The sequence below is a fragment of the Bacteroides sp. MSSM.1001136sp1_RTP21357st2_D2_RTP21359_211015 genome (genome assembly GCF_040913205.1).
GTDB lineage: Bacteria > Bacteroidota > Bacteroidia > Bacteroidales > Bacteroidaceae > Bacteroides > Bacteroides ovatus.
This window is the reverse complement of sequence record NZ_JBDFVF010000018.1, coordinates 25,602-49,797: the sequence shown is the minus strand read 5'-3', so window position 1 is coordinate 49,797 and position 24,196 is coordinate 25,602. Positions and strand designations below refer to the sequence as shown.

Here is a 24,196-nt window from a genome sequence, read left to right as displayed (position 1 = left end):
TTTCATTTTTTGAATAATTGGTTAAAAACAAAAGAGTAATCCGGCGACGGATTACTCTTTTGTTTTTATTGATAGTATCTATTGAAATGGAATTAATCCAATACGATAGGTTTGTATTTCGGAACTAATGCCTTCATGATGACCCAACCAAGCAGATAAGCTACTGCACACACGCAGAAAATTATGAAATATCCGGCAGGTTTACCTTCGAAGCCCATGAATGTCATGGCAGGGTGTACGAATTGTGCTCCTTGTTCGAGCAATTCTTTCGTCATTTCCACCTCTTTGCCGTCAACCATTGTTGTTCCGGAAGCATATACGAACAAGTTACCTGCCACTTTCTGAAGAATCATAGAACCTACGCCTCCTGCCATACCACCGATACCGGTAATACTTGCAATAGCCGTTCTTGGGAACATATCACCTACAGTAGAGAAGATGTTAGCTGACCAGGATTGATGAGCAGCACCACCGATACCGATTAAAATAACCGGGAACCATGGAGAAACCGTACCTAACGGCTGTGCCAACAATACAACCAATGGGAAGAAGGCGAAGATCAACATCGCTTTCATACGGGCTGCATAAGGATTCATACCCGTTCTGTTGATGAAGATGGTAGGTAATTTACCACCATAGATGGATAACATGGTTACCGCATAAAGCGTAAAGATTAATGCCATACCCAACGGGTCGGAGGTTTTGATGCCGAATTGAGTATTCAGATAAGACGGAGTCCAGAAAAGGAAGAACCACCATACGCCGTCAGTCATGAACTTACCGAAGACAAAGGCCCATGTTTGTTTGTAGCTGAAACATTGCCAGAACTTCATTCTCTTTTCATCTTTTTCGTCTGTCATTGGAGCACTGCCTGCTTCGCGATTATCTTGCTCGATGTAGTCAAGCTCTGCCTGATTGACATGTTTGCTTTTCGACGGGGCATCATACATAAACACCCAGAATCCCATCCAGATAAAGCCAAGTCCACCAATTACGATAAATGCCATTTCCCAACCGAACATTTTTGCCAGAATAGGAATGGTAAGAGGAGCGATCAATGCTCCGATAGATGCACCGGCATTGAAGATAGAAGTAGCATAAGCACGGTCTTTTTTAGGGAAGTACTCTGCGGTTACTTTAATAGCGGCAGGGAAGTTACCGGCTTCTCCTAAAGCAAGGATACAGCGGGCGGCGAGGAAGCAGTACATACTGACAGTAGCAATAGTCACTACCACATCTCCTGTGGCACCGGCCAGTTCTGCTGCACTATGAAGCCCAACTTGTGCTTCTGTAACAATACCACAAACGGCATGAAGACAAGCACCTGCCGACCATACACCGATAGCCCATAGAAAACCTTTTTTAGTTCCCATCCAGTCGACAAAACGACCGGCAAACAGCATACATATAGCGTATACAATGGAGAAAACAGAAGTAATAGTACCGTAGTGAGATTCGTCCCAGTGGAATTCCGGTTTGATAAATTCATCCCACGTCAATGAGAGAACCTGACGGTCGAGATAGTTAACTGTAGTAGCAAAAAATAGCATAGCACAGATGGTCCATCTGTAGTTTGTCATCTTTTCGCCTGTTTTTTGAAATGCATTCATGATAATGGATTTAAATAGATTTTGTTTCGTTGACAAAGGTCGGTATTTCGACTGAATTTTATTTGTAAAAATTGGTCAAAATCATGTATTATTCGTTGCATTATATATGCTATTTGTTTCAAAGGATATAAAAATGTCTCATAGCATTATCATTTGCAACGTTGGGGGTAATACAGAAAGAAGATAAACGAGTTTGTGAATCAAGAGCAAATGAGTCTAATCTTTTAGACGCAGATGACGCGGATAATGCGGATTCTTATTTTTGATCCGTGCTATCCGCGTTATCTGCGTCTGAAAAATTATATGTCATACAGGAATACGCAACGGTTAGCGCATTTCTGTATATTTGATCTTGTCCATGTCTCCGTAGTCGAGATTTTCACCTGCCATACCCCAGATAAACATGTAGTTGCTTGTTCCGGCAGCAGCGTGGATAGACCATTCCGGTGACATGATAGCTTGTTCGTTCTGCATCCATACGACGCGTTCTTCTTGAGGTTCGCCCATGAAGTGGCAGATAGCATTTCCTTCCGGTACATTGAAGTAGAAGTATGCTTCTACACGACGAGAGTGAGTGTGTGCCGGCATGGTGTTCCATACGCTACCCGGTTTCAGTTCAGTCAATCCCATTTGCAGTTGGCAGGGGCCTTCTTCAAGTACGTTGTTAACAATCAACTGGTTGATAACGCGGTCGTTGCTTTCTTCCAGCTTTCCGGCAGCGAATGAGTTTGCTTTCAGAGAACCTTTACGTCCGTCGATAGTAATCAATTGAGTCTTGTATTCCTTGTGGGCAGTAGCCGAGTTGATGTAGAATTTGGCAGGATTGCTGGAATCTTTGCTCTTGAAAGTCACTTTCTGCTTGCCTCTACCTACGTACAGGGCATCTTTGAATTTCAGCGTATATTCTTTACCGTCTACGGTTACGATACCTTCGCCACCAATGTTGATGACACCCAGTTCGCGGCGTTCGAGGAAGAATTTAGATTTCAACGGGTCGATTGTTTCAAGTACCAATTCTTTTGTTGCAGGTACTGCGCCACCGAAGATCAGACGATCGTACATAGAATAAGTAACGTTGATTTCGTTCGGAACCATAACTTTTTCCATCAGGAAGCTACTGCGCAAGCGGTTAGTATCATACGTTTTCACGTCTTGCGGGCTGCAAGCCACTTGCATCTTGTAATTCACCTGGGCGGAGGCAGACATTGCTGCGATACCCAACATCATTGCAATTGCTAATTTTTTCATCTTTCGAGTTTTTTATTGAGTTATATATTATATACTACTTATTATCAGTTAAAGGCTTTTCGACTTATTCCTTATTACTGTTCAATGCGTTCTTTGCGTCGTTTCTAGTCATGCGGATACGGTTGTAGATAGCCATTCCGAGTGCTAGTGCTACGAGGATGGCAGGGCCGATAATCTTCAGACTGTAAGTCAGGTGGAAGATACCCCAGCAGAAGAGACTGGAAGCAAAGTCAAGCGCGCCGCCTTCAAAACCGGCGGGGATGTTTACTGTCGGGTCGCCTGTTGCTTCGTATACATCTTTAGCAGCCAGTGTAAAGAAGCCTGCCAGTCCTGTTACGAAATACAGACCTACAATCAATGCCACCAGGCCGATAATAAATGATTTCACTACGTTACCTTTTGTAATAGGCAGAATCATCGGGAACAGGTAGAACATACCTGCCAGAGAAGCCAGCGGTAAGAAACGGTTGCCCGGAAGGATAACAGCCAGGAAGATAGTGACAGGGATCAACAGCAGAGATACCACCAGGGTAGTCGGGTGACCGATAACCAATGCAGGGCTCATACCGATGCTCAATCCGGTGTTATTCTTATATTTCTTAGCGATCAGTTCGCGGGTAGCGTCAGAGATCGGTTTCAAACCTTCGATAAAAAGGCTGGTGATACGTGGAATCAATTCCATCACCGCACCCATCTTGATACCCAGTCCTAAAATGCCCGGAATATTATCCAATACTTCTTTCCAGCTGGCACAACCCAATGCGCCGATACCGCAACCGATTACGATACCCAAGAACAGCGGTTCACCCATCAATCCGAATTTCTTTTTCATACCTTCAGAATCGATATTCAGCTTGTCGAATCCCGGAATTTTATCCAATAGTTTATTGATTACAATAGCAAACGGAACGAAACTTTGGCAGAACGGTTGAGGAATAGAGATACCGTCCATTTTATCATAGAACTTCTGGAAAGCAGGAGCAGTCATATCAGCCATTACCAGTGTAATGATGTAACAGATGATGGCAGCGAAGAATCCCCAATAGATATTGTCGGAAGCAAAGTAGACGATAGCACCGATAAATGCGAAGTGCCAATAGTTCCAAAGGTCGATATTGACGGTACGGGTTGTTTTGGTAAGCAACATTAATAAGTTAACTCCCAAGCAAACAGGGATAATGAAAGCACCGACTGAAGTGTTGTAAGCTACCGCCGCAGCAGAAGGCCAACCCATGTCGAAAATTCCCAATTCCAATCCGTAGATTTCAACCATTTTACTTAATGCCGGACCCAGACTGCTGGTGAGCAATGCCGTCACTACTGATAAACCAACGAAACCGACACCAACCAACAAACCGCTCTTCAGCGCTTTGGGAAGTTTAATACCGATACATACTCCTAAAATCGTGAAAATGATTGGCATCATTACTGCCGCTCCAAGACCGATAATGTACTTAAATACTTCTTCCATTCTGTTCTATTTTTTCTCTGTTTTAATGATAAATTACCTGTGTTTCCCCAGAGGGTATTAGTTGTAAACCGTGCCAAAAGTAAGACCTTTTTTGCTTTCTTCCAAAATGAAACTCTTAATTTATGAGATATTGCATCAAAAATGGACATTTTTGACGTTTGCGTGCACAAAATTAGTCGTTTCCGTGCACGAAAAACAAAAAATGCACCTACTTGACTAAAAAATCCCACTGGGTTTAGAGGAAAAACACTACTTTCGTAGCGTGAAAAAAGACTATGTTGAATCCTTAAAATAACAAACCATGAGACGAACTCCTTTTTATAATTTTTTTATAGTGGCTTTATTGGTTACAATGACCGCTTCCGTATCGGCACAACAGGTAGACAGCAAGCTTCCCTGGTCTGTACGACTGACTGAATCGGAAATGATCCGTTACCCCGAATCCTGGCAGCTCGACTTTCAGCCGAAACTGAAGTGGGATTATTGCCACGGACTTGAACTGGGAGCCATGCTCGATGTGTACGACGCTTATGGCGACAAGAAAATTCGCGATTACGCCATCGCGTATGCGGATACAATGGTGCACGAGGACGGAAGCATTACCGCTTATAAATTAACCGATTACAGTCTTGACCGTATCAACTCCGGAAAAATCCTTTTCCGTATCTATGAGCAGACCAAGAATCCTAAATATAAGAAAGCACTCGACCTGCTTTATAGCCAGTTTGAAGGACAACCGCGTAATGAGGACGGTGGTTTTTGGCATAAAAAGATTTATCCCCACCAAATGTGGCTGGACGGAATTTACATGGGAGCTCCTTTCTACGCGGAATATGCATTCCGTAATAATCTTCCGCAGGACTATGCAGATGTAATCAACCAGTTTGTCACTTGTGCCCGTCATACGTACGATCCTAAAAATGGTCTTTATCGTCATGCGTGCGATGTAAGCCGCACTCAACGTTGGGCGGACCCGGTGACCGGACAGTCGAAACATACATGGGGACGTGCAATGGGATGGTATGCGATGGCATTGGTGGATGTGCTCGAATTTATTCCGCAGCATGAAGCCGGAAGAGATTCCCTGCTTGATATATTGAATAATGTAGCTGTGCAGGTGAAGAAACTTCAGGACCCGAAGACCGGAGGATGGTATCAGGTGATGGATCGGAGTGGTGATAAGGGTAATTACGTAGAATCTTCCTGTTCCGCTATGTTTATTTATTCGCTCTTTAAGGCGGTTCGTTTGGGATATATTGATAAGTCTTATCTGGATGTGGCATTGAAAGGCTACAAAGGATTCCTGGAGAATTTTATCGAAGTGGACAAGAACGGATTGGTAACCATCACCAAGGCTTGTGCAGTGGCAGGATTGGGAGGAAAGGTCTATCGTTCCGGCGATTATGACTATTATATTAATGAAACTATCCGCAATAACGATCCTAAAGCCGTAGGACCTTTTATTATGGCTAGCTTGGAATACGAACGTTTACAAAAGTAATTTCCGACAATGAAAAGGAGTATTTTTAAAGGAATGATGTGTTTGCTTCTACTGGGTGTGGGAGCAACATCTGTTTATGCACAACAACAGCAACGCAAAGACACATTAGTCGTGGCACGCGACGGGACAGGGGAGTATCGTAACATTCAGGAAGCCGTGGAAGCTGTCCGCGCTTTTATGGATTATACGGTGACGATCTATATCAAGAATGGTATATACAAAGAAAAGCTGGTCATTCCTTCTTGGGTGAAGAATGTGCAATTAGTGGGCGAAAGCGCAGAAAAAACGATTATCACTTATGATGACCATGCCAATATCAATAAGATGGGTACTTTCCGCACCTATACGGTAAAAGTGGAAGGGAATGACATCACTTTCAAAGACCTGACGATTGAAAATAATGCGGCTCCACTGGGGCAAGCAGTAGCTCTTCACACCGAAGGTGACAGACTGATGTTTGTCAACTGTCGTTTCTTGGGAAATCAGGATACTATTTATACAGGAACCGAAGGAGCGCGCCTTCTATTCACGAATTGCTATATCGAGGGAACTACCGATTTTATTTTTGGTCCTTCCACTGCTCTATTCGAATATTGCGAACTGCATAGTAAACGTGATTCGTATATCACTGCCGCTTCTACTCCTCAAAGTGAAGAATTCGGTTATGTATTTAAAAACTGTAAGCTGACAGCCGCTCCGGGAGTGAAAAAAGTATATTTGGGTCGTCCGTGGCGTCCTTATGCGGCAACGGTCTTTATCAATTGTGAGTTTGGTAATCATATCCGTCCCGAAGGATGGCACAATTGGAAGAATCCGGAGAACGAAAAGACAGCCCGTTATGCCGAATTCGGAAATACGGGTGCGGGTGCAGATACTTCCGGGCGTGTGGCATGGGCTAAACAGTTGACAAATAAGGAGGCAATGAAGTATACTCCGCAAAATATCTTTAAGGAAAGCAGTAATTGGTATCCCTATAAATAAAAATACGTAGGTTTTCCGACTGTTTATGCAGCTTGAAATTTTTGTTTCCGGGCTTGGGCATTTGCTTTCCTGGCTTGAAATTCCCGTTCCAAGGCAGGAAACTGCAGTTTCCCTATGTGGGAACTGTCGTATCTCTACGTGGAAACTAGCGTTTCTTACCGGGGAAACTGTAGTTCCTATACGTGGAAACTGAATTTGTCTGCGTGCAAAACAGGATTATATAAGGTGTTGCAGATAAACATCTGCAACGGTATCTGCAACAGTATCTGCAACGCTGCAATCGGTTGATTGCAAGTAAGATATGAGCAAAACGTTGCAGGTGGCAGATAAAAACAAAAAATAAAACTCATAGGAGGGGATGAAGAATATGAAAACACTTAGGGTTAAAATGGTAGGGCTACTTGCAACGGCTCTTATTCTTTTTTCTGCATTTCGTGCAGACAAACCGGTCGTCACTATCTTTATGATAGGTGATTCGACAATGGCTAACAAGAAAATAGACGGAGGAAATCCCGAACGTGGTTGGGGAATGGTACTTCCCGGATTCTTCTCCGAAGACATACGGATAGACAATCATGCAGCCAACGGTCGAAGTTCCAAGAGCTTTATCAGCGAAGGACGCTGGGAAAAAGTAATTTCTAAGGTGAAGAAAGGAGATTATGTCTTTATCCAGTTCGGCCATAATGATGAGAAAGCAGACTCTACCCGTCACACCGATCCGGGTAGTACTTTTGATAAAATTCTTCGTCGGTATGTGAATGAAACCCGCGCCAAAGGTGGAATTCCGGTATTGTTCAACTCTATCGTCCGTCGAAACTTTGTGCAGCCGAAGGATGATGCCATCGCAAAAGATGTCCGCCGTACACCGGGGGAAAAGGAACAACCGAAAGAGGGAACCGTTTTATTTGATACGCATGGTGCCTATCTGGATGCTCCCCGCAATGTGGCAAAAGAACTGGGAGTGACTTTCATCGACATGAACAAGATTACTCATGACCTGGTGCAGGGACTTGGACCTGTAGAATCAAAGAAACTATTCATGTTTGTCGAACCCAATCAGGTGCCGGCTTTCCCGAAAGGTCGTGAAGACAATACTCATTTAAACGTATACGGAGCACGAACAATTGCCGGACTGGCAGTGGATGCCATCGGCAAGGAAATTCCGGAACTGGCGAAATATATCCGTCAATTCGATTATGTAGTGGCCCAAGACGGTAGCGGTGATTTCTTTACCGTGCAGGAAGCTATCAATGCTGTTCCCGATTTTCGCAAAGACGTTCGTACCACTATCCTGATTCGTAAAGGAACTTATAAAGAGAAGCTCATCATCCCTGAATCCAAGATTAATATCTCTTTGATTGGAGAAGACGGTGCGATACTGACTTATGACGGTTTTGCAAACAAGAAAAATGTATTCGGCGAGAACATGGGAACTTCCGGTTCGTCCAGCTGTTACATCTATGCCCCCGATTTTTATGCGGAGAATATCACATTCGAGAACTCATCAGGTCCCGTAGGACAAGCAGTTGCCTGTTTCGTATCTGCCGATCGTGTCTATTTTAAGAACTGTCGTTTCCTCGGCTTCCAAGATACCCTCTATACATACAGCAAGCAAAGCCGCCAATATTATGAAGACTGCTACATCGAAGGAACGGTTGATTTTATCTTCGGCTGGTCTACGGCTGTTTTCAACCGTTGTCACATTCATAGCAAACGGGATGGTTATGTCACCGCTCCCTCTACAGATAAAGGAAAAAAATATGGCTATGTATTCTATGATTGCAAACTGACTGCGGAACCGGAAGCTACAAAAGTATATCTGTCTCGTCCCTGGCGTCCGTATGCGCAAGCTGTATTTATCCGTTGCGAACTAGGTAAACACATTCTCCCTGTCGGTTGGAATAACTGGGGCAAGAAAGAGAACGAAAATACAGTCTTCTATGCCGAATATGAGAGTCGGGGCGAAGGAGCCAATCCGAAAGCGCGTGCCGCTTTCTCCCAACAACTGAAAAACCTGCAAGGATACGAGATTACGACTGTACTGGCAGGCGAAGATGGATGGGGTCCGGTAGCGGACGGAAACAAACTGATAACAGTGAAACGTTGACTTGACGAATATGTAAAGAAATGAATTACTAAGCAAAAAACAATGGATATATAAAAGACAATAGATCACTTGTCCTATAGAATGGTTCGATTCTGTTAAATAGCCGCTAAAGATTGCATAAAAGTACAACTATTTTTCTATCTTTACGGCACAGAACCTAGTTATATGATGAAGAAAACCTTAATTTCAGTAATTCTTTTGCTAGCTATTGTGTTCTCGACACATGCGCAGCAGCACTGTTTTTTCACCCACTATTCTACTGAAGATGGATTGTCCCAAAATACGGTGATGAACATCTTGCAAGATCACAAAGACAACCTTTGGTTTGCCACTTGGGATGGAATCAACCGTTTCAACGGTTATACCTTCAAAACATATAAGGCTCGTCAGGGAAATTACATCAGTCTGACCAATAATCGCGTAGACCGTATCTATGAAGACCGTTATGGTTTTTTGTGGCTACTGACTTATGATAATCGTGTCCATCGTTTCGACCCGAAGACAGAGACTTTCGAACAAGTACCTGCTGCCGGAGAGGAGGGGAGTGCTTTCAATGTGCATACCATTGAGGTGATGCCGAACGGAACCGTCTGGCTGCTGACAGAAAATGACGGAGCTATCCGCATCCTGACTCATCCAAATGAGAATCATCGCCTGACATGGGATATTTATTCCAGTAAGACGGAACTGTTTCCCTCTTTACATGTATTCAAAGTTTATCAGGATAAAGCAGGCAATGACTGGCTGTTAACAGACAACGGCCTCGGCATGATCCATCCCGGAAAGAAAGAACCGGATTCCTATTTCACGGAGACAAAAGGAAAGTTTGGCGGAATGAATCAGGCTTTCTATGCAGTACAGGAGCGGGATAAGGACATCTGCTTTGCTTCGGATCAGGGACGTATCTGGTCTTATCAGAAAGATAGCGGAGAATTTACGTTGATCGAACTTCCTACAAAAGGGCAGATCACTTCCATTCACCCCGTTGCACCGGACGTTTCTGTAATTACTACCGATTCGGATGGTTTCTTTACTTATAACCTGCGGACCAAAACAAATGTGCATTACTCATTCCTGACTTGTAAGGCTTTACCCGCAAAACCAATCCTTTCTGCTTATGTAGACCGTTCTTCGGAAGTGTGGTTCGAGCAGGAAGAACCGGGTGTTGTAGCCCATTTTAATCCCTCGACCAGAGTGGTGACCCGTGAACAGATTCTTATTGAATACAGTAATCCTGAACGTTCCCGTCCGGCCTTCCATATCCATGAAGATGTAAACGGTTATCTTTGGGTACACCCTTATGGAGGAGGTTTCTCTTACTTCGATCCTCAAAAAAAACGATTGGTTCCTTTCTATAATGGACTGGGTAGTCGTGACTGGCGTTTTTCCAATAAGATTCATTCGGCTTTCTCCGACAAACAAGGTAATTTATGGCTTTGCACCCACTCCAAGGGATTGGAGAAGGTGACTTATCGGAATGTACCTTTTGCGATGATGACTCCCATGCCGCATGAACATGAATCATTGCATAATGAGGTACGTGCCCTGTGCGAAGACAAACTGGGTAATCTGTGGGTTGGCTTGAAAGATGGTATGCTTCGTATGTATGATGCCGATAAAGCTTATAAAGGATACCTGACCGAAAGCGGCATCGTTTCTACTACCGGTACTCCCATGTTGGGAACTGTTTATTTTGTTATTCAGGATTCGAAAGGAATCATCTGGATTGCAACAAAAGGAGACGGACTTGTCCGTGCCGAGCCGACTTCTTCCAACGGAATGTCTTATAAACTGACCCGTTATCTTCATCGTGAAGAGGATATGTACAGTTTGAGCGATAATAATGTGTATTGTATCTATGAAGATCATTATGGTCGTATTTGGGTAGCTACTTTTGCCGGAGGTATCAATTATATCACGCAGAATGAAGCAGGAAAGACATTGTTTATCAATCACCGGAATAATCTGAAAGGGTATCCGATTGATCCTTGCTACAAAGCGCGTTTCATTACTTCCGATAATAATGGACGCCTGTGGGTAGGTACAACTACGGGAGCTGTTGCTTTTGATGAGAACTTTAAGAAACCGGAGGATGTGCAGTTTTATCATTTCTCCCGTATGCCGAACGATACGCAAAGTCTGAGTAATAATGATGTCCATTGGATTATTTCCACTAAGAAAAAGGAACTGTATCTGGCTACTTTCGGTGGGGGACTCAACAAACTGATATCTATCAGTAAGGACGGCCACGGAGAGTTCAAATCATATTCCGTACTGGACGGTCTTCCTTCCGACGTCTTGCTTTCTGCCCGCGAAGATAGTAAGGAGAATTTATGGATTAGTACGGAGAATGGAATTTGTAAATTTATCCCGTCTGAAGAACGTTTTGAAAGTTACGACGAACGTAGTATTACTTTCCCAGTGCGCTTTAGTGAAGCGGCTTCCACATTGACGGCTAAAGGAAGTATGCTTTTCGGTGCCAGTGGGGGAGTCTTTATATTTAATCCCGACTCTATTCGTAAGAGTAGCTATATCCCACCTATCGTATTCTCCAAACTGATGGTGACTAATGAGGATATTACGCCCGGAGATAACTCCTTGTTGAAGGTGGATATTGACGATACCGACCCATTGGTGCTCTCACACAAAGAGAATATTTTCTCCGTTCACTTCGCTGCACTCGATTATACTAATCCGCAGAATATACAGTATGCTTATATTCTCGACGGATTTGAGAAACAATGGACTTTTGCCGACAAGCAGCGTAGTGTGACTTATACGAATCTTCCGAAAGGAGAGTATGTGCTCCGTGTTCGTTCAACGAATAGTGATGGTGTGTGGGTGGATAATGAACGTATACTGAACATTGTTATTCTGCCTTCTTTCTGGGAGACGCCGGTAGCTTATGTGCTTTATGTTCTTTTTATTCTGATTATTATTCTCGTAGCCGTTTATATCCTGTTTACTATTTATCGGTTGAAGCATGAAGTTTCGGTCGAACAGCAGATTTCAGATATAAAACTGCGTTTCTTTACTAACATATCGCATGAGTTGCGTACTCCGCTTACGTTGATAGCTGGTCCGGTGGAGCAGGTCTTGAAGAATGATAAATTGCCGGCTGATGCTCGCGAACAGTTAGTGGTGGTTGAACGGAACACCAATCGGATGCTCCGTCTTGTCAATCAGATTCTGGACTTCCGCAAGATTCAGAATAAGAAGATGAAGATGCAGGTGCAGCGGGTGGATATTGTACCTTTCGTCCGTAAGGTGATGGATAATTTTGAAGCTGTGGCCGAGGAACATCGGATTGATTTCCTGTTCCAGACCGAAAAGGAACATCTTTATCTTTGGGTGGATGCCGATAAGCTGGAAAAGATTGTATTCAATTTGCTTTCCAATGCATTTAAATATACGCCGAATGGCAAGATGATTACGATGTTTATCCGGGAAGATGAAAAGACAGTTTCTATCGGTGTGCAAGATCAGGGGATCGGTATCGCAGAAAACAAAAAGAAGTCACTGTTTGTCCGTTTTGAGAATCTGGTAGATAAGAATCTTTTCAATCAGGCTAGTACGGGTATCGGACTTTCATTGGTGAAAGAGTTGGTGGAAATGCATAAAGCGACTATTTCCGTTGATAGTCATTTGGGAGAAGGGAGTTGCTTCAAAGTCGATTTCCTCAAGGGAAAAGAACATTACGATAAGGAAGCCGAGTTTATTCTGGAAGATGCGGATGCTCCGGCAAGAATGGGACAGGTAGTGGATATTGCCAATTCTTCCATTCAGTCTGAAACGTTGGTAAGCGATGATTCGGAGAAGATTGATGATGTGTATGGGGAAGAATTTGCGAAAGAAGAGAACTCCAAAGAATTGATGCTGTTAGTCGAAGATAATCAGGAGTTACGTGAATTCTTGCGCAGTATATTTTCTCCGATGTACCGGGTGGTGGAAGCTGCTGACGGTAAGGAGGGGGCAAACAAGGCTTTGAAGTACCTGCCGGATATTATCATCAGTGACGTGATGATGCCTGAAAAAGACGGTATCGAAATGACGCGTGAACTGCGTGCGGATATGACGACCAGCCATATACCTATCATTTTGCTTACTGCCAAAACTACGATTGAAAGCAAACTGGAGGGATTGGAATATGGTGCGGATGATTATATAACGAAGCCTTTCAGTGCTACCTATCTGCAAGCACGTGTGGAAAATCTGTTGATGCAGCGTAAGAAACTGCAAAGTTTCTACCGGGATAGTCTGATGCATATCAATATTTCTACCGGTCAGGAGGAAGTGCCTGTGGCTACGGATATGCCGTCTGCTGAAGAAGATGTGTCCGAAACTCCACCTACAACTCTCGAAATGTCTCCCAACGACCGTAAGTTTATGGATAAATTGATTGAATTGATGGAGCAGAACATGGATAATGGAGAACTGGTGGTAGATGATTTGGTTCGGGAACTGGCTGTCAGCCGTTCTGTCTTCTTCAAGAAGCTGAAAACACTTACCGGATTGGCTCCGATTGAATTTATCAAAGAAATGCGTATCAAGCGGGCTACACAATTAATAGAAATCGGAGAATTTAATATGACCCAGATTTCGTATATGGTCGGCATTAATGATCCGCGTTATTTCAGTAAATGCTTTAAAGCACAGGTTGGAATGACGCCTACAGAGTATCGGGATAGAGTGGGGAGATAATAATAGGAAAGGAAAGAAATAGAAAGGGGGATGTTCAAAGCTCCCCTTTTATCGAAATCACCCTCACTACAACTATCTGTGGCGAGGGTGATTTTTTGTTTATGAGAGTTCCGATACATTTACCCTCATCTTGGTTATCCGAAATTATTTTTTAGGGTATAGATGATTCACAAGGCTGTTCATATACATTTCTAGGTTTGTATATTCCGGGCTTAATGTATATTTGGCTCCGTCTGAAGGATCATTGGGATTAAGGTTGTGTTTCTTTTCCCATTCATCGGGAATACCATCACCATCTGTATCAACAAGTGCTGTTTCTGATTTATATTCCGGCCATCCTCCTACATCAGACGGTTGGTCAATCATTCCATTCGTGCTTCCGTGAGAACCTTCGTAAGTATAAGTGCCTTTGAGAGTTTCATCTACGATGCGTTGGTCTATGGCGTCACGGCGATATGAAGCACCGGCAAACTCGAGAACATCTTTGTAGGCTTTCTTGGCAGGTTGCAAAGAAGTATGTTCGGCTATGTCAAATGCTTTTTTAGACAGTACTTCCTTTTCTGTGGCAAAGTCCTTTTTGATAACCAGTCCGTAAGAGTTATCCATATTCACTTTATAAAGAGCCTCTTTCTGCTTATCGGTCAGTTTGGGACAGGTAGGATCCATATAGTTACCTTTGAAATAGAATACACCATGAACACCTGCTTTATTGTTGTTTTTGCCATCATCGGCATACGCTGTAAACAAGCGTTTGAAAGAACCTTTTGTCGCACTGAAAGGTCCCGGTTTATAGTAGTTATTGATAAAGTTGTAGGAACCTCCTTCACCGGCATAAGCACCGTCACTGCCATAATTATAAATCACATTATTGAATAATTCCACTTTTTCATCTTCCGGACGACCCGTATAACGGCTTCCGCAAAGACGGGGTGTGCGGTTAGTGTGATGGGCGAGTAAGTTATGGTGAAAAGTAGCAGGTTGTCCACCCCAGATACCCCCATAACCATGTGCTCCCTTTTCGTGGATAGAATTGGCGAGACTTTCACTGATGATGCACCACTGAAGTGTGAAATTACGGTTATCATAGAATGTGGCACATTCGTCCGTACACCAACTCATGGAGCAGTGGTCTATGATAATGTTTTGGTGCGCTTTAGTACCATTCATTGAGTCGTCACCTTTTTGTTTGATGTCGACTCCCATACGGGAACGGATGAAACGGACGATAACATTGTCTGCCTGAATAGAGAATGTATAGTTTTTCAGGCAAATGCCATCACCCGGAGCTGTCTGTCCTGCAATGGTCACATCACCATTGCTGAGTTTTAATGCTTTTTGTAGTTCAATAATTCCGCTAACCGCAAAGACAATGGTGCGGGGACCTTTCTTGCTGATAGCCCAGCGAAGTGTCCCTTCCGAACCGTCGTCTGCCAGGGACGTAACAGTGTATACAGCACCTCCGGCACCACCGGTGGTATATTTTCCTGCTCCGTCGGCACCGGGGAAGGCGAGAACTTTGGAACGATCCGGGGTAGGATAGTCCTTTGATGTTTTTTCAACCGAAATGGCAGGTTGCATGGCTTGTCCCACTAGAGGAAAAGCCAATATCAAACTACAGATTGCTAATATATTCTTTTTCATTACTAATTTATCATTTGGGTTCGAATTTACTAAATTTATTCTATAACACTGCCACCTGTCGCACCATTTACCATGATTTCGTGCACCAGACTATTGAGATACATTTCCAGATTAGTGTACTTCCCGTTTTTGTCAATAGTCGTTTCTTTTCCATCAGCAGATTTCTTGGGATTCAAACCATATTCTTCTTCCCAGTAGTCGGGAATACCGTCACCGTCCGTATCTTTCACGTTTGCATTGGTTACAGATTTCAGAACATCGTAGGGATCATTTACTCCTAAGGCTGTGCAGACATCTTTCGGGTCGTTGATATATCCACTTTTGTTTTGTGAGTAGCCGGAAAGATCTTTCCATTTGCTGGCATCTCCCGTGCAACTTGCTTTTCTGTTTTTAACGTCGCTGATTATCAACTCGTCGACTTTATCACGATAGTTGCTGGCTCCTGCATAGCTCATCACACGTTCATAAGCCTCATCCGGCGTATGAGTTCTTACATTTCCTGCCTTAACTACCGGTGAACTTGATTTTATCTGGGTATGTTGGTTCCAAAGCTCCGTAGTTGCACAGTTTTTATTATCCATTTGTTCAAATACGCCTTTTGTCCAGTTATCATTGCTAACAGTCGTATTGCCTACCACTTTATTTCCGTCGATATAAAACTTCCCCCAAGTTTGAAGCCATTTTTTGTAAGCTTCGCCGGAGTAATTTTCCGGATATACATCCGGCTTGGCGATACGGTAAGCACGGTCTGCTTTACCGCTTTCATCGGTTCCGGGGCCTGGCTTGTAGTAGTTGTTAACGATATTCACGTGTTGCGCTTCACCACCGTAGCAGCCTTCGCCTCCCCAATTGTAGTAAACATTGTTGCGCATATCCACTCGCTCTCCATCGTTGTTGTTCAGTGCTAATGTAGTATATCGGGGACCAAGGCGTGGAACACGGCTTTCGCAATGGGCTATCAGGTTATGGTGGTAAGAGGCATAGTTTCCTCCCCAGTTACCGCCATATCCGTGAGAAGCGAATTTACCTGTGGCAGCATTGATCTTTACATCAGTCACACGTAAGGCTTGATAAGCTAAACACCATTGTACGGTAGAATTTTGCATACCATAGACAGAAAGACATTCATCGCTTCCCCAGCTTACCGAACAATGATCGATGATTACATTTTGTTTGTCACAACCTCCTAATCCGTCGCAGTCTACGTTAGAGTTTCCGGGGCGGAAACGGATGAAACGAATGATGATATTGCTGGAATTAATCGTAAATGGATAATTGGCGATACAGATACCGCCCGGTGATGTTTGTCCGGCAATGGTCAGATCATCTTTCTGGGTTTTTAATTCCGATTTCAAATAGATGGTACCCGACACATCAAATACAATCGTTTTAGGACCGTCTTGTTTCATAGCCCAGCGCAGACTTCCGCTGATACTTCCACTGGTGTCGTCTTCAAGGCTAGTCACATGATAAACTTTTCCTCCGCGTCCTCCGGTGGTATTGCGACCGTGGCCTTCGGCGTATGGGAAAGCAAGAAGTTCTCCATAATCCAGTTGCTTGACATCAGAAGATGTCCCACCTGGATTATTTGTTCCTCCACCTGTATCATCTACAGGATCGTCGGAAGAGCATGAGGTACATAATCCTGCGATGCTGAATGCAATAGCTACATAAAATAGAGATATTTTCTGCTTCATTATCTTTTAACTGTTTGGGGATATAGACGATTTATTTGTTGGGATACAACGTTTCTACCAGACTGTTGAGGTAAACCTCCAGATTGGTATACGTTTTACTTAGAGTATATTTGGCACCGTCGGCCTTACTTTTGGGGTTCAAACCGTTGGCAGTCTCCCATTCATCAGGGATGCCGTCGCCGTCGGTGTCTTTTGGACCGGTTTCCTTTTTATATTCCGGCCAGCCACCTACATCGCTGGCTTTATCAATGAGTCCCTTTTCACTGCCATTGCTGCCGTCTGCCGTATAATCTCCGTTGCGAACGTTGGCTATGATGCGTTTATCGACATCATCATATTTTAAGGAAGCACCGGCATACTTTAATACTGATTCATAAGCTTCTTTTGCCGATTGAGTGAATTCGGATGCATCTTCGGAAATAGTAAATTCGTTACTTGACTGAAGTGCTTTTTCTCCTCCATCGGGTAAAGGAACGGCTTCTGTTGCATTGGGGTGTAACCCTTGCCAGTTGTCATTGTTTACAGAAGTAAGCAGAGATTGATATTCGGCTTTCAATTCAGGACATGTGCCATCAAAATAGTTTCCTTTCAGATAAAAAGTACCCCATATACCTTTGGTGTTTTTATTTGTACCGTCATCACCGTTAGGTTGGAAGATACGGTTTACAATATTTTTCTTGGTATTGGTAACTGGTCCGGGCTTGTAGTAGTTGTTCACGAAATTATAGCTTCCTCCTTCTCCTGCATAGCCACCATTGGTCGGTCCCCAGTTATAGAAAACATTATTTCGTAAATCGAGTTTTTCATTTTCCGGTTTCCCTGTATAGCGGCTACCGCATAAACGTGGTGTACGGCTGCTGTGGTGGGCTAATAAATTGTGGTGGAATGTAGCGGGTGATCCTCCCCATATTCCTCCGTAACCGTGATTACCTTTGGTGTGTACCGAACGATTCAAACTTTCGCTGATGATACACCATTGCATGGTAAAGTTAGTGTTATCGTAGAAAGAAGCACATTCATCAGTGCTCCAACTCATCGAACAATGGTCAATGATAATATTTTTATGTTGCTTTCCCCACAATGCATCACCGCTGTCGGCTTCTGCTTCTGTTGTAAAGTTGTCCGATCCCATGCGGAAACGCATGAAACGGATGATTACGTTGTCCGCCTGTACGGATACGGGATGTCCTTTCAGGCAAATACCGTCACCCGGTGCACTCTGGCCGGCAATCGTTACATCTCCGTTGGTTATCCTCAAGGGGCTTTTCAGTTCTATCAATCCACTTACTGCAAATACGATCGTGCGCTTTCCCGTGCGATTTAATGCGTAGCGTAATGTTCCTTGTGTTGTCTTATCGTTGTCTTCAAGCGAAGTTACTATATATACATCTCCGCCTGCTCCGCCGGTAGTATAACGACCTGCACCGTAAGCACCCGGAAAGGCATAACGCGTTTCGGCAGGTGTCTCTTCTTCACCACCTTCGTTCTCATTACCACCGTTACCGGTATTCTGTCCCGGTGTTTCATCGGTGATACTTGGGTCTTCGCTGCTGCAAGCAACCGATAGGTTGATTACACAGAAGCACAATAATCCCATTTTAATAGATTTGAGCATACAAATTATCTTTTAAAAAAATAGAGTTCTTTGTCTCATACATTATATTTGCTGATGATGTGACAAAGAACTCTTTATTAAATCTTATTGGTTTTATTCGCTTACTGTACCGTACTGGCTTACAGTTTTCACTGTATAAATATTGCTTTCGTCAGTGTTGGTCAGTGTAACGGTAGTGTCTGTCGTTTGCCCTGCATAGTTACCATTCATAAAGATGAGGTAGCCGGCAGCACCGGATACTGCATCCCATGTCAGAGTGTTTCCCGACAGATTGACATTGGTAGGTGCTGCAAGGGGAGTTTCCATATACTCTTTCGGGTTCCAGCTGTCAATAGTTATTATATTCTCATATGTATATTTAGCAGCTTCGGATGCTGTTAGCACTGAACTAGTGAAGGAAACGTTTCCGGAGGTGATTGTTTTACTTTCCGCAATCATATTTCCATTCTTGTCGATAGTGTTATATTCAGCATATAGTGTAGGTACTTGTCCACCATATCCCCAGTGTGAATCTATAATATCCATTTTCAACTTGGTGTTGATCCAGACAGTTTTCGTGGTTGTGGCTTGGGAACGTCCGAATGAGAATTTTGTATCATCACCGTTTACCGTACAATCTTTTATAACATATCCGTATTTATCGCTTTCACTGGTACGCGAAGCAGTTATAACGCTACCACCGTCATTGCCTGTATTATAGAATGTACTGTTTTCGATAAGTACATCGCCACTTCCCCAGATATAATCTGTATGACCTTCAATCCATGAGTTATAAACGTATGCACGATGAGGGGTTGTATTGTTCCAATAACGGGTCCACCATGTATCCTGGTAGGAGACAAGCAAACAGTTATTCAAAGCAAAGCGGTCTTCACGGTTTATCAAGGCTTCTGCCTGTCCGTTTTTACCTAAACCACCAGTGTGACGATTTGAGAATGCACCATAAAGATTGATGATTGAAATATTTTCAGCATAAAAGTCTGTGGCTTCAATCAACACTACTGTGTTTTGGTCTTCACTATATCCGGCTTTGCGGGCTGGTGAATTTTCGTTGAAAATAGAATAAGGCCATGAGGTAGCATTACTTGAATCATCTACACGGTTTACTGCAAACTGGATTTTAACACCATCACGGCTCTCACCGATTAAATGAACAAATGGTTTATTCTTATTGATCCGGACACATTCATTATAAGTTCCGTTGGCAATGAAGATTTTATAAGGACTGGTAGGTGGGGTAGTGATGGCGTTGATTGCAGCCTGGAGAGTAGTGTAATCACCATTCCCTTTTGAATCAACAATTGCATCGAATACTTTTCCACCGCCCGAAATTTCAGATTTGGCAGTAAAGCTTAAAAAGAAGTCTTCGTCGTAAGCTCTTCCCTGCATATCCGTTAATGCTCCGGCAGGAACTTCGAAAGTACATTCTTTGTTTTCCATACCAGAGAAGGTATAACGTACTTTTTCGTAGTTGATGGATACACGCACTACTCCTCCGTTGAAATAGATTTCTGTATCCGGAGCCTGACGCATAGCTTTGCTGAAAGTCAGTTCTACATATCCGCTCGGACCTACTACATCACCATCATTGATATTCTGTGAAATCAGAACAGGGATGCTTGTATCTTCTGCATCATCGTTGTCATTACAGGAAGCACCTGTAAGAATCAACAAGAACAGAAGTAAGTATTTACTTATTGTATTGATTGAATTTGTATTCATAATATCTGTTGCTTTTTAGAGAAGATTCTCCGTCAAGTAAATGCAAATTCCAGACTTGACGGAAAACCTTGTAGTTTTATTTAGTTATTTGTTCCAACGTTGGTCACCGACTCTGTATTCTTCAGGAACATCTGCTCCAAAAGTCAAATCTTCACTTGAACCATTAGGGAATAGCTGATCGGAAGTCAGAGGAAGACTAGTATAGTCTTTTCCCCAGTCGGGTGTAACAAATGAAAAGTCAGAAGCCTTATACAAGCCGTTTACGTTCAGGGTTGTAGCTACGGAACTTGTGTTGTAGAAAGGTTTAACTCCACCTTTGGCAAACAGGGTGTTTGATATAGTTATTGTCATGTCTTTTGTATCTCTGCAGAAAGCATCACTTGCTGACATATCATAGAATGTACAATCTTTGATTGTTATTGTACCGGGTTGTCCTGACTTGTGTCTTATGAATTGAGACGCAGAAGCTCCCTTGGATACAATAATAGAAGTGTTGGAAACCACTAAATTGAGAGTTGTTAATGTTACCTTGTCAGAAAGAAGTAATCCATAATGATTGGATGTTGCTGCTCTTCCCAATCCTTTGATGATACAGTCGTCAATAGTAACAGACATAGCATTACTTGTACTTGCATTCATACGAACGATACCACGGATATTGGTAATTGTACACGAGGTAACTTCTATTTCTTTGATGCAACCTGAAGCACCGTTTTGATAAATAAGGGTTGTATTTCCTTCATCGGTAATATTCAGATTATGGAATTCTACTTTATCACATATTCCGCTGGCACCTATGCCTTTTTTAATAGTCATATTAACCTGTCCGTCTTGACTGTCACCCCAGAAAATAAGGTGAGTCACGCCAGCAGCAATGCTTTCTTTTTCTTGTGCAAATCCTTCTGTTCCGGAAACATTGATTAATACTTTTCCTGAAAGATTATCCCAGTTGGCAAGGGCATCTTCCCATGTCATTTCAGTATACCCCGTCGGTTTACCTTTCTTAGTTGTAAAGGTGATACGAGAACATATAGAGCCGTTTGCGAAAGCATAAGCCGTATATTCCGTACTGGAAGCCAAACCTGTGATTGCCACCTTATGTGCAGCAATATCTGCTGGTGATAATTGGGTTCCTGATTCAGGTACTCCTTCGGTAGAAAGAACACAAGCATATTCATCTACATCCACCGTTTCTTCCCATGAGAATACAGCTGAATTTGCTGTTATATCACTGATGGTAGATTCGATTTCCAAACCAGGGATGGTAACAGTCTGTGAACCACGCGGATTATTTCCATTATAAATAGTAATCGTGTATTCAGTGAATGACTTCAAATTTTCAACCCATGCTTCACCTGCGGCAGCTTCTGTTGACGAAATAACACGTGAAGTTGCTTCTGTGGCACCCGTTTCCATGATTTCGAAATGATCGACTGCTAATCCGGCTTCCCATGACATACGTACTTTTCCTTGACCTTCAGGTAAGTCTTCAGTAGTTGGAATATTTAGGATAGCTTCTTCCTTAACTGAAGCAAAAGTCTTTTTATAATTTACCCAACGAGATTCCTTCTCTCCGGAAATAGACTTGATACGCATATAATAAGTCGTATTTACCGCCAGATTATCCATTGTGTAAGGTGACTGCTTGATCCGGTTGGCAGGATCATTTCCATAAACGATATTTCCATTTTCTTCTGATCCCATTGGAGTTTCGTCAGTCATCTCGTTAGGACTAATCTCGATAATGTAATAGTCGGTATTGGATGTTGAGCTCCAAGTTACTACCGCTCTGGCTACTTTACTGTCTGTTTCTACACTGATTCCGTTTTCATCAGTTCCGAAAGGACGGCTATAGGAAGAGTCAATATCCCAATCACTTTTCTCTGTACACGAAGATACAGCCAAAGAGGTCAGGAGCATGAAAGCTCCCATTCCCAATATATTTTTTATATTCTTCATCATTTTACGATTTTAAGATTAATCCGAATAACCATAAGAGTTATGTAATTTACCGTTTGAGGTAGAGATGGTTGTAGAAGCTATCGGCAATAAATAACGATTCTTCACAGCCTTGTTCAATCCGCCAGAAATACTAGGCAAGTTTACTTTCAGATTCTTTTGCTCCTTGTCACTGGTTTCAGCTCCGAAAAAGCTCTTGTTTTCATATTCTCCACCTACTTTAGCTCCAAATACGAGAGAAGTCATATCGATATACATCGGATTGTCCGTGCGATATTTATAGTTCACATACTGTGGATATGTACCATTATACACTGCATTTGTATATTCGTTTTTGAATTCGTCTATTTTTTCGCTCAACAGGTTCCAACGGATTAGGTCGAACTTACGAACACCTTCTCCTGCCAGTTCCCATGCATTTTCGTCAACAATTGCATCGAAGAAGTCTTTTCCCATTAGAGCAGTCCATGCAGCATCACGTTTGGTTGCATCGGTGAAAGCACGGTCGTGTACTTCTTTCAGGGCTGCTGTGGCTGTTAATGTACAACCTTCGGCTGTTGCACCCTTACCATAAAGTTCGTTCACAACTTCGGCATACATCAGCAATACTTGCGGATAACGCATTTTCACTACGTTGATACCGGAACAAACTTTCTGATCGCTGGCCAATACAGCTGCGTACCATTCAGAGTTTTCCATCATCTTACGATAATCCCATTTTCCACAATAAAGACCGAAAGGAGCATTTCCTAACATATATTCTTTAAATACTTTGGTGTTTTTGTCTGTAGAAAGTTGTGAAATAGCACAAGTCAGATCGCGGCGGATATCTCCTTCGCCAAATGACAGATAATAAGGAGCAGTCAGTTTCAACTTACCGGATGAGTTACCTTTCGGACCGAATAGGGAACTGGCACCGTTTATACGATATCCGATAGTATATCCCAGCTCACCACTTTTGTTTAGTCCCATTGGAATCTCGAACAGGTTTTCTTGATAAGTCTGATCTAGTTGTCCGATATTTATTAAACGCCAGTATTCTTCTACAGAAGGATTCAGTTTATGTTTTCCTGAACTGACAACAGCTGCCAGATGTTTTTCGGCCAATTCGAATAGTTCTCTACGTTTGGTATCGCTGCAACGTTGAGTAGGATAAGTAGCGTCACTGTTATCTCCGGTGATATATCCGTCTTTAGCTTGTTCGCGGATAGCATATCCGGCACGTGTCATTGCAATGTTAGCCAAGAGAGCGTGAGCATAGCCTTTGCTTACATGTTCGGTTGTATAACCGTCTTCACCAGCCCAAGGTAAATATCCGATAGCTTCCTCGAGTTCAATTATCAATTCATCCATGATATCGTCACGATCTGCCTTTCCAATGTAAACATTAGACAGGTCGCTGTTGGAAGATTCTGTTTTGAAAGGAATATCACCGAACAAGCGGATCAGATCGAAATAAATCATCGCACGCAATGTCATCGCTTCTGCACGGAATCTCATCATGCTGGTACGGGTTGCTCCTGCTTGTTGTATCAGTTGGCTATTGTTTATACCATCTACTACCAGATTCGCATTCTCGATTACTCCGTACATGGCATCCCATACTTTGGAAAGTTGTGACCATCCCGGATTAGCGTTGTAGTTCATATTACCACGTTCGCTGGACGTGTTGCTTGCATCCGTACCCAAACCGTCAATCAGTTCACAGTCGGTATTGGTTCCGGCAATGATAGGTAGGAAGTTAGAATAAGTCTGGTCTTGCGTCAGGCTGCCGTAAACTTTATTAAGTGCCAATTCTGTATAATAGGCATTATTAAAAGTTGATTCATTATCCAATTCAGACGGTGAGGTCTGATTCAGGAAGTCCGAACAGGAAGACAGGGCAATTAACCCCAGCCCCAGGAATAATGTCTTATATATTTTCATACGATCAATCTGTTTAA

General features: G+C 43.0%; 13 protein-coding genes. 4 read left to right on the top strand and 9 right to left on the bottom strand.

Features of this window, described 5'->3' with window-relative positions:
* Positions 1 to 92: 92 nt before the first annotated feature.
* From AB5217_RS12890 to AB5217_RS12880, 3 genes are all read right to left on the bottom strand, one after another.
* Complete coding sequence (locus tag AB5217_RS12890; protein ID WP_032844438.1) at positions 93 to 1,610, bottom strand: MFS transporter; 1,518 nt, start codon at positions 1,608 to 1,610, stop codon at positions 93 to 95.
* A 327-nt stretch (positions 1,611 to 1,937) separates the two neighbouring features.
* Complete coding sequence (kduI, locus tag AB5217_RS12885; protein WP_004324875.1) at positions 1,938 to 2,858, bottom strand: 5-dehydro-4-deoxy-D-glucuronate isomerase; 921 nt, start codon at positions 2,856 to 2,858, stop codon at positions 1,938 to 1,940.
* Between the two features lie 64 nt (positions 2,859 to 2,922).
* Complete coding sequence (locus tag AB5217_RS12880) at positions 2,923 to 4,329, bottom strand: PTS galactitol transporter subunit IIC (RefSeq protein WP_004301502.1); 1,407 nt, start codon at positions 4,327 to 4,329, stop codon at positions 2,923 to 2,925.
* 301 nt (positions 4,330 to 4,630) lie between these two features.
* On the opposite strand from AB5217_RS12880, the gene AB5217_RS12875 reads away from it, so the two are divergent.
* The 4 genes from AB5217_RS12875 (at position 4,631) to AB5217_RS12860 (ending at position 13,619) form a co-directional block, all read left to right on the top strand.
* On the top strand, positions 4,631 to 5,830 hold the full coding sequence (locus AB5217_RS12875; protein ID WP_032844441.1) for a glycoside hydrolase family 88 protein: 1,200 nt from the start codon (positions 4,631 to 4,633) through the stop codon (positions 5,828 to 5,830).
* Between the two features lie 9 nt (positions 5,831 to 5,839).
* Complete coding sequence (locus tag AB5217_RS12870) at positions 5,840 to 6,811, top strand: pectinesterase family protein (RefSeq protein WP_004309409.1); 972 nt, start codon at positions 5,840 to 5,842, stop codon at positions 6,809 to 6,811.
* A gap of 358 nt (positions 6,812 to 7,169) precedes the next feature.
* Positions 7,170 to 8,918 carry a pectinesterase family protein gene (locus AB5217_RS12865; RefSeq protein WP_032844442.1) on the top strand — a complete coding sequence of 583 codons (1,749 nt, stop codon included), beginning with the start codon at positions 7,170 to 7,172 and terminating at the stop codon, positions 8,916 to 8,918.
* A 165-nt stretch (positions 8,919 to 9,083) separates the two neighbouring features.
* Positions 9,084 to 13,619 carry a two-component regulator propeller domain-containing protein gene (locus tag AB5217_RS12860; RefSeq protein ID WP_022199668.1) on the top strand — a complete coding sequence of 1,512 codons (4,536 nt, stop codon included), beginning with the start codon at positions 9,084 to 9,086 and terminating at the stop codon, positions 13,617 to 13,619.
* Between the two features lie 144 nt (positions 13,620 to 13,763).
* Here the strand turns inward: AB5217_RS12860 and AB5217_RS12855 are convergent, their stop codons facing one another.
* The 6 genes from AB5217_RS12855 to AB5217_RS12830 all read right to left on the bottom strand — a co-directional run bounded on the left by AB5217_RS12855 (position 13,764) and on the right by AB5217_RS12830 (position 24,179).
* Positions 13,764 to 15,260: a pectate lyase gene (locus AB5217_RS12855; RefSeq protein ID WP_032844445.1), complete on the bottom strand. Its 1,497-nt coding sequence runs from the start codon at positions 15,258 to 15,260 to the stop codon at positions 13,764 to 13,766.
* Between the two features lie 35 nt (positions 15,261 to 15,295).
* Complete coding sequence (locus tag AB5217_RS12850; protein ID WP_032844446.1) at positions 15,296 to 16,957, bottom strand: pectate lyase; 1,662 nt, start codon at positions 16,955 to 16,957, stop codon at positions 15,296 to 15,298.
* A 31-nt stretch (positions 16,958 to 16,988) separates the two neighbouring features.
* Positions 16,989 to 18,572, bottom strand: a complete 1,584-nt coding sequence (locus tag AB5217_RS12845; protein ID WP_004309414.1) for a hypothetical protein — start codon at positions 18,570 to 18,572, stop codon at positions 16,989 to 16,991.
* A gap of 93 nt (positions 18,573 to 18,665) precedes the next feature.
* Complete coding sequence (locus AB5217_RS12840) at positions 18,666 to 20,294, bottom strand: pectinesterase family protein (protein ID WP_004305292.1); 1,629 nt, start codon at positions 20,292 to 20,294, stop codon at positions 18,666 to 18,668.
* Between the two features lie 84 nt (positions 20,295 to 20,378).
* Positions 20,379 to 22,256: a DUF5123 domain-containing protein gene (locus AB5217_RS12835; protein WP_032844450.1), complete on the bottom strand. Its 1,878-nt coding sequence runs from the start codon at positions 22,254 to 22,256 to the stop codon at positions 20,379 to 20,381.
* 15 nt (positions 22,257 to 22,271) lie between these two features.
* Positions 22,272 to 24,179 (bottom strand): RagB/SusD family nutrient uptake outer membrane protein, encoded by a 1,908-nt coding sequence (locus tag AB5217_RS12830; RefSeq protein WP_004301514.1) that lies wholly within the window; start codon positions 24,177 to 24,179, stop codon positions 22,272 to 22,274.
* Positions 24,180 to 24,196: the final 17 nt, after the last annotated feature.

What these genes read in the sequence shown, in the direction of transcription:
- AB5217_RS12890 (WP_032844438.1), bottom strand. Translation starts at nt 1,610, where the DNA reads ATGAATGCATTTCAAAAAACAGGCGAAAAGATGACAAACTACAGATGG.
- kduI (WP_004324875.1), bottom strand. Translation starts at nt 2,858, where the DNA reads ATGAAAAAATTAGCAATTGCAATGATGTTGGGTATCGCAGCAATGTCT.
- AB5217_RS12880 (WP_004301502.1), bottom strand. Translation starts at nt 4,329, where the DNA reads ATGGAAGAAGTATTTAAGTACATTATCGGTCTTGGAGCGGCAGTAATG.
- AB5217_RS12875 (WP_032844441.1), top strand. Translation starts at nt 4,631, where the DNA reads ATGAGACGAACTCCTTTTTATAATTTTTTTATAGTGGCTTTATTGGTT.
- AB5217_RS12870 (WP_004309409.1), top strand. Translation starts at nt 5,840, where the DNA reads ATGAAAAGGAGTATTTTTAAAGGAATGATGTGTTTGCTTCTACTGGGT.
- AB5217_RS12865 (WP_032844442.1), top strand. Translation starts at nt 7,170, where the DNA reads ATGAAGAATATGAAAACACTTAGGGTTAAAATGGTAGGGCTACTTGCA.
- AB5217_RS12860 (WP_022199668.1), top strand. Translation starts at nt 9,084, where the DNA reads ATGATGAAGAAAACCTTAATTTCAGTAATTCTTTTGCTAGCTATTGTG.
- AB5217_RS12855 (WP_032844445.1), bottom strand. Translation starts at nt 15,260, where the DNA reads ATGAAAAAGAATATATTAGCAATCTGTAGTTTGATATTGGCTTTTCCT.
- AB5217_RS12850 (WP_032844446.1), bottom strand. Translation starts at nt 16,957, where the DNA reads ATGAAGCAGAAAATATCTCTATTTTATGTAGCTATTGCATTCAGCATC.
- AB5217_RS12845 (WP_004309414.1), bottom strand. Translation starts at nt 18,572, where the DNA reads ATGCTCAAATCTATTAAAATGGGATTATTGTGCTTCTGTGTAATCAAC.
- AB5217_RS12840 (WP_004305292.1), bottom strand. Translation starts at nt 20,294, where the DNA reads ATGAATACAAATTCAATCAATACAATAAGTAAATACTTACTTCTGTTC.
- AB5217_RS12835 (WP_032844450.1), bottom strand. Translation starts at nt 22,256, where the DNA reads ATGATGAAGAATATAAAAAATATATTGGGAATGGGAGCTTTCATGCTC.
- AB5217_RS12830 (WP_004301514.1), bottom strand. Translation starts at nt 24,179, where the DNA reads ATGAAAATATATAAGACATTATTCCTGGGGCTGGGGTTAATTGCCCTG.